The following is a 6674-nucleotide window of genomic DNA, read 5'->3' as shown; positions in this document are numbered from 1 at the left end:
CGGCGTCGTCGAGGACATCACCGAGCATCTGCGACTGCAGGACGCCGAACGGGCGCGCGAGGTGGCCGAGCAGTCGAACCGGGCGAAGAGCGAGTTCCTGTCGCGCATGAGCCATGAACTGCGCACGCCGCTCAATTCGATCCTCGGTTTTGCCCAGCTCATCGAATCCGGTAAAACGCCGCCGACGCCGGCCCAGAAGCGAAGCATCGATCAGATTCTCAAGGCCGGGTGGTACCTGCTGGAGCTGATCAACGAAATCCTCGACCTGGCGCTGATCGAGTCCGGAAAACTGTCGCTGACGCTGCAAGCCTTGCCACTGGCCGAAGTGATGAACGAATGCCAGAGCATGATCGAAGCGCAGGCGCAACAGCGCGGCATTGGCGTGACCTTTCCCCGCTTCGAAACGCCCTGCTTTATCAACGCCGACCGCACCCGGGTCAAGCAGATTGTCATCAACCTGCTTTCCAATGCCATCAAATACAACAAGGCCGGCGGAACGGTTGCCGTCGAGTGCACACAGCACTCCCCGGAGACGGTCCGCATCAGCGTCCGCGACAGCAGTGTCGGGCTGTCTGCGGAACAGCTCGCGCAGATTTTCCAGCCGTTCAACCGGCTCGGGCAGGAGGCCGGCGTTGAACCGGGCACCGGCATCGGACTGGTAGTCAGCAAGCGGCTGGTCGAATGCATGGGCGGCACCATCGGCGTCGAAAGCACGCCCGGGCAAGGCAGTGTGTTCTGGTTCGAACTGAAGCGGATGGCCGAGAATTCTGTTGGCACCGCCGCAGTCTCGACCGCCACCCTGGTGCAAAGCTGACAACGACGGTTCCTTGTCCACAGTGTTCTACATCGAGGCCGACCCAGCCAGTCTGATGCTGGCCGAGGGTCTTGTTTCACGCCGATGACAGACTGTCCGAACGCAGTACATGAGTTATGTGGCCGGCAAACTTTAAGTCGGGTTACGCCCGTCGGGCTAACCTGACCTACCATCTACTATCAGGCTGCCAGACAGGCAAGCCTGATGGGTGTCGTAGCGGAAAGCGGCCTGCTCGCTAGCGGTTGAATTTGTAATCGCCCGCCGCATGAAGCTGCCATTTTCCATCGCCGGTAAGTTCCAGCACCTGCGAGTGAAATTTCTTGATCGAGGGGCGATGGCCGGTGCTGATCAGCGTCGTCGAGCTGGCCGCCAACTGTTTGTAGAGACTGTTCTCGTTGGTGATATCCATGGCACTGGTCGCTTCGTCGAGTATGGCGAAGCGCGGAGCAAGGCGCAGCACGCGGGCAAAGGCGACGCGTTGCTGCTCACCGACCGACAGCACTTTTGCCCAGTCCAGCTCGACATCCAGGCCACCAAACTGTTCGGCGATATCGGGAAGATTGACACTGTCCAGCAGCTTGAGGAGTTCCTCATCAGTGACCTCACCCTCCTGTTGCGGGTACAACAACTGGCTGCGCAGGCTACCGATTAGCATGTAGGGCCGTTGCGGCAGAAACAGCATCTCTTCGATTTCGGGCCGTAAAATACGACCGCTTCCGGAGCGCCACAGGCCGGCAATGGCACGCAACAGCGAGCTTTTCCCGCTGCCGCTGGCGCCGACGATCAGCAGTCCCTCCCCCGGCTCGATTTTCAGCGAGAGGTCGCAGAGCAGCACCCGCTTCTGGTTGGGTGTGCGCAAGGTGAGTTTTTCGATGGCCAGACGCGAATCCGGCACCAGGTCGATGGTTTCTGCGGACTTCGGCAACCCCCCATTCTTTGCCGTGATGAATCTGGAAAAGGTGTAAAGACGATCGATCCCCGCCGCAAATTTACTGAAGTTTTCAAAGTGATCGACAATCACCGTCAGTGCCGCCAGGATCGCGGCAAAGGCGCCGGCGGCCTGGATTGCCCGCCCGACCTCCAGTTCCCCCGAAAGCACGCGTTCGGCAATGATCGCACTGGGCAATATGATGGTGATGAAACTGTAGCTGTACTGGAACAGGTTCAGATTCAGTTGCGCGCGGATCAGTTTGCTGAAATTGTTGAAGGCCTCATTGAAATACTGGCCGATCTGCCGGGACTCCTGTATCTCGCCGCGGTAGAAGGCAATGGCTTCGGCGTTCTCGCGAATGCGTACCAGGCTGAAGCGGAAATCGGCTTCGCGTTTGAGCTGATAGAAGTTCAGACCGAGCAGAACCTTGCCGAAAACCAGTACCGTAACCAGGGTGCCGACAATCGCATAAATGAGCAGAAAAGCGACCATGATCTTCGAAATGGACCAGAGTACGCCAGTGAAGGCGATCAGCTCGAGTAGGGCGCCAGCCAGTATCAGCAGAAAGTAGAGCGATTGCTCGGTAAAGGTTTTGATGTCTTCGGCAACGCGCTGATCGGGGTTGTCGATCTCGCTGTTGGCGTTCAGTTCGTAATAGGAGCGATTGCTGAAATAGCTGCCGAGAAAATCGCGGGTCAGCCAGCGTCGCCAGAACAGGCCGAGCTTGTCGCGCACATAGTAGTAGAACGCATAGATCGGCACCGCCACGACCAGGATGGCGAGGCACTCGACGATGGAGGTCCAGAACCGGTCCGCATCCTTTGCCGCCAGGGCCGAGGTGAATTCTCCCGTAAGCTGGTTGAAGAGAACGGCGAATCCCGTCTGCCCGAGCAACAGCACGATCAGCAGGACAAGCAAGCCCCGGGCTGACTTTTTCTCTTCCCGGAACCAGTAGGGAAAGGCTATGGCCCTGAAGCGCCGCCAAAGGTGGTAATCAAAGCGGATCATGACGTGGGAACTTTCGTTGCCGGATCGGTGTATCGAACGCTGAAGGGGGTTTGCACCGGGAGTGCGCCAGGAATGATCGATCAGATACACGAGCGGACAGTGCTGTGTTTCGCTATCTGCAGGCACTGAGCTATCCTTGTGTCTTGTCTCAATTAAAGCTGAATTAAACTTGTTCGTCGAGCCCTTGTCGGATAGTGCATCGCCGGTACGTACTTCCAATATTGAAAGCAAAGGATTAAGTCATGATTAAAACCAAAGCCTATGCAGCACAAACTGCGACGAGTGAACTTGCACCGTTCGAGCTGCACCGTCGTACCCCTGGTGCCGAAGATGTGCAGATCGAGATTCTTTATTGCGGCGTTTGTCATTCGGATTTGCACACGGTTCGCGGCGAATGGCATAACACCCTGTATCCGTCAGTCCCCGGCCACGAAATCGTTGGTCGCGTCGTCTGCGTGGGCGCCAAGGTACGCAATTTCAAGGTTGGTGACCTGGCTGGCGTAGGCTGTATGGTCGACAGTTGCGGGCATTGCCATTCGTGCGACGAGGGTGTGGAGCAATACTGCGATAACGGTTTCACCGGGACGTATAACGGGCCGGTGTTCGGGGGCGAAAACACCTATGGAGGTTATTCCCAGACGATAGTCGTCAAGGAATCCTTTGTTTTGCATATCAAGCACGCCGAAAAACAACTGGCCCGTGTGGCGCCCCTGCTGTGTGCCGGAATCACCACCTACTCGCCGTTGCGGCATTGGGGTGCCGGACCGGGCAAGACGGTTGGCATCGTTGGTCTGGGCGGGCTTGGCCACATGGGTGTCAAAATCGCGCATGCCATGGGCGCCCACGTCGTTTTATTCACCACGTCTTCCGCCAAGATCGAGGACGGCAAGCGGCTTGGTGCCGATGAAGTATGCGTTTCCACCGATCCCGAGCAAATGTCGGCTTATGCAAACCGCTTCGATTTCATCCTGAACACGGTGGCCGCTTCCCACAACCTGGATGCCTATCTCCAACTGCTCAAGCGCGATGGCACGATGATACTGGTCGGCGCACCGGCAGAGCCGCATCCATCACCCGGCGTCTTCAATCTGATCTTCAAGCGTCGCCAGTTGGCGGGTTCACTGATCGGTGGAATCCGTGAAACCCAGGAAATGCTGGATTTTTGCGCCCGGCATGACATCGTTTCAGACATTGAGATGATCCCGATGGATTACATCAACACAGCCTATGAGCGAATGCTCAGAAGCGATGTCAAATACAGATTTGTCATCGATTTGTCGAGTCTGAAGTAAGTCGGGCCGGATTGCTGAAAGGAAAAACCCGGCGCGAATGCCGGGTTTTTTCATGGCTTTGCGCCCGGTGCCCGGGATCAGCCGGCGATCACCCCTTCGACCGCGGTAAGCACAGCCGCCGCAGTGATGCCGAAGTATTCGAACACCTGGCTGACCGGCGCGCTCTCGCCGAAGCGATCAATACCGACCACCGCGCCCTCCAGCCCCACGTACTGACGCCAGTAGCCGGTGATGCCGGCCTCGACCGCCACACGCGGTACGCTGCGCGGCAACACCGATTCGCGGTAGGAAACGTCTTGCTGATCAAACATGAAACTCGAAGGCATGGAGACGACGCGCACAGCTATTCCCTTCTCGGCGAGCGCCTGCTGTGCGTCCAGCGCCAGACAAACCTCCGAGCCGGTGGCGATGATCACGGCTTTAGGCGCGCCGCTGCAATCCTTGAGCACGTAGCCGCCGCGACGGATCATGCTTGTTTGACTGCTATGGTGCGCCAGATGCGGCAGATTCTGGCGCGTGAGGATCAGGGCGGTAGGGGTGCTCCGGTGTTCGATGGCAATCTGCCAGGCGACGAAGGTTTCGACGCTGTTGCAGGGGCGCCATACATCGAGGTTCGGTACCATGCGCAGGGTGGCCGCCTGCTCGATCGGCTGGTGCGTCGGTCCGTCTTCGCCGACGCCGATGGAGTCGTGCGTGAAAACGAAGATCGGATTGATGCACATCAGCGCAGCCATGCGAATGGCGTTGCGCGCGTACTCTGAGAACATCAGGTAGGTGCCGCCGAAGGGACGGAAGCCACCATGCAGAACCAGACCATTCATGATCGCGACCATGCCGAATTCACGGACGCCGTAGTAGATGTAGTTGCCCCCCTCGGCCATGGCTTCCGGACGTATGCTACGGCAGCCTTTCCAATTGGTTAGATTGGATCCCGTCAGGTCGGCAGAGCCGCCAATTAATTCCGGCATCACCGGCACCAGGGCCTGAATGGCGTTTTGCGAAGCCTTGCGCGTGGCGATTGCTTCGTTCCGGGCAACAACCGCTTGCAGGGCTTCAGCTGCCGTGGCAGAGAACTCGGGGTGCAGCTCGCCTTTCATGCGGCGCACGAACTCGGTGGCCAGCTTCGGGTGGGCAGCGCGATAGGCGGCGAACAGCGTCTGCCACTCAGCCTGACGAGTGGCACCGGCGGCGCGGCCATCCCAGGCCGCGCGCACCGCCTCGGGGACTTCAAAGGCGCCCTCGGTGATGCCCAGCGCGACGCGCGTAGCGGCGACTTCGTCCTTGCCCAGCGCCGCACCATGCACGTCGATCGTGCCCGCCTTGTTGGGAGAGCCTTTGCCGATCACCGTTTTGCAACAGATCAGGGTCGGTTTGTCATGCTGCGATTTGGCCGCGCAAATGGCGAGATCGACGGCATCGACGTCGTGCCCATCGACACCCCGGATCACGTTCCAGCCGTAGGCTTCGAAGCGCCGGGGCGTATCGTCGGTGAACCAGCCTTCAACCGCACCGTCGATGGACATGCCATTGTCGTCAAAGAAAGCAATCAGCTTGGACAGCTTCCAGGTTCCGGCCAGCGAACACACTTCGTGGGATATGCCTTCCATCAAACAGCCATCGCCCACGAAGACGTAATTGTAGTGGTCAACAATCGGGAAGCCCTCGCGGTTGAACTCGGTGGCCAGCAGTTTTTCGGCGAGGGCTAAGCCCACGCTGTTGCCGATACCCTGTCCGAGCGGGCCGGTGGTCGTCTCGACACCCACCGTGAGGCCATATTCCGGATGGCCCGGAGTTTTGCTGTGCAGTTGGCGGAAGTTCTTGAGCTCTTCTAGCGGCAAATCGTAGCCGGTCAGATGCAGCAGCGCATAGAGCAACATCGAACCATGGCCATTGGAGAGCACGAAGCGGTCACGATCAGGCCATTTCGGGTCGGCGGGATTGTGCTTGAGATGCCGATCCCATAACGCCACCGCCATTTCGGCCATGCCCATCGGAGCGCCCGGATGCCCGGAATTGGCCGCCTGAACACTATCCATGGTCAGCACACGAATTGCATTTGCCAGCGAAGCCTGAGAAACCATTTATTCACATCCCATGATTTATTAAAATTCTTAATTAACACGGCTAACGGCAGCACCGGCTGACAGCCGGCAATGGCCTGATCCGCCAGAGCTAATCCACAAACCCTCCATTTTATCCGGATGTTATGGGGATGTCAGTATAAAACGGTGCAGGGCGTCGGCCAGGCCGTCGCTGTCATTGCTGCCGGTGATCCAGTCGGCACAGGCCTGCACCTCATCCCGGCTGTTGCCCATCGCCACGCCCAGGCCTGCCAGGCGCAGCATTTCCATGTCGTTTTGCTGGTCGCCAAAGGCAATCACTTCCTCGCGTTCGATGCCTTGCCCGGCGATCCACCCGGCTAGCCGACTGCCCTTGCTGTTGCCGGCGCAAGCGATATCAAGACGGTTGTGGGCCGACCATTCGCAGCTCAGACCCAGACTCTGCTCAAGGTCCGAGGCGAAGGCACTCATCGCCGGCAGATCGTCGCCACTCGCAGCAAACTTCCAGACCGTCCCGATTTCATCAAGCATCCGCTCAAAGGATGGCACCCGATCAATGCGCGGGCGCA

Annotated in this window: 5 protein-coding genes; 2 read left to right on the top strand and 3 right to left on the bottom strand. The window is 58.7% G+C overall.

Annotated elements, in window-relative coordinates; genetic code table 11:
* Positions 1 to 814 (top strand): ATP-binding protein (locus tag JNM42_RS05885; protein ID WP_294267620.1); only part of this gene is annotated, 814 nt, incomplete at its 5' end.
* Between the two features lie 235 nt (positions 815 to 1049).
* On the opposite strand, the gene JNM42_RS05880 is transcribed toward JNM42_RS05885, so the two are convergent.
* Complete coding sequence (locus JNM42_RS05880) at positions 1050 to 2879, bottom strand: ABC transporter ATP-binding protein/permease (protein ID WP_294267618.1); 1830 nt, start codon at positions 2877 to 2879, stop codon at positions 1050 to 1052.
* A 116-nt stretch (positions 2880 to 2995) separates the two neighbouring features.
* On the opposite strand from JNM42_RS05880, the gene JNM42_RS05875 reads away from it, so the two are divergent.
* On the top strand, positions 2996 to 4045 hold the full coding sequence (locus JNM42_RS05875) for an NAD(P)-dependent alcohol dehydrogenase (RefSeq protein WP_294267616.1): 1050 nt from the start codon (positions 2996 to 2998) through the stop codon (positions 4043 to 4045).
* 77 nt (positions 4046 to 4122) lie between these two features.
* Here JNM42_RS05875 and tkt read toward each other — a convergent pair whose 3' ends face one another.
* Together tkt and JNM42_RS05865 are read right to left on the bottom strand one after the other, a co-directional pair.
* On the bottom strand, positions 4123 to 6126 hold the full coding sequence (tkt, locus tag JNM42_RS05870; RefSeq protein WP_294267614.1) for a transketolase: 2004 nt from the start codon (positions 6124 to 6126) through the stop codon (positions 4123 to 4125).
* Between the two features lie 123 nt (positions 6127 to 6249).
* Positions 6250 to 6674, bottom strand: a 425-nt coding sequence (locus JNM42_RS05865) for an HAD hydrolase family protein (protein ID WP_294267612.1), incomplete at its 5' end; no start/stop codon positions are given.

The sequence above is a fragment of the Propionivibrio sp. genome, from assembly GCF_016790145.1.
Lineage (GTDB): Bacteria > Pseudomonadota > Gammaproteobacteria > Burkholderiales > Rhodocyclaceae > Propionivibrio.
The sequence above is the reverse complement of the archived record's forward strand: the minus strand, read 5'-3'. Positions and strand labels throughout refer to the sequence as shown.

Bases quoted from the DNA above. Each gene is read 5' to 3' on its own strand.
- tkt (WP_294267614.1), bottom strand. From the start codon at position 6,126: ATGGTTTCTCAGGCTTCGCTGGCAAATGCAATTCGTGTGCTGACCATG.
- JNM42_RS05875 (WP_294267616.1), top strand. From the start codon at position 2,996: ATGATTAAAACCAAAGCCTATGCAGCACAAACTGCGACGAGTGAACTT.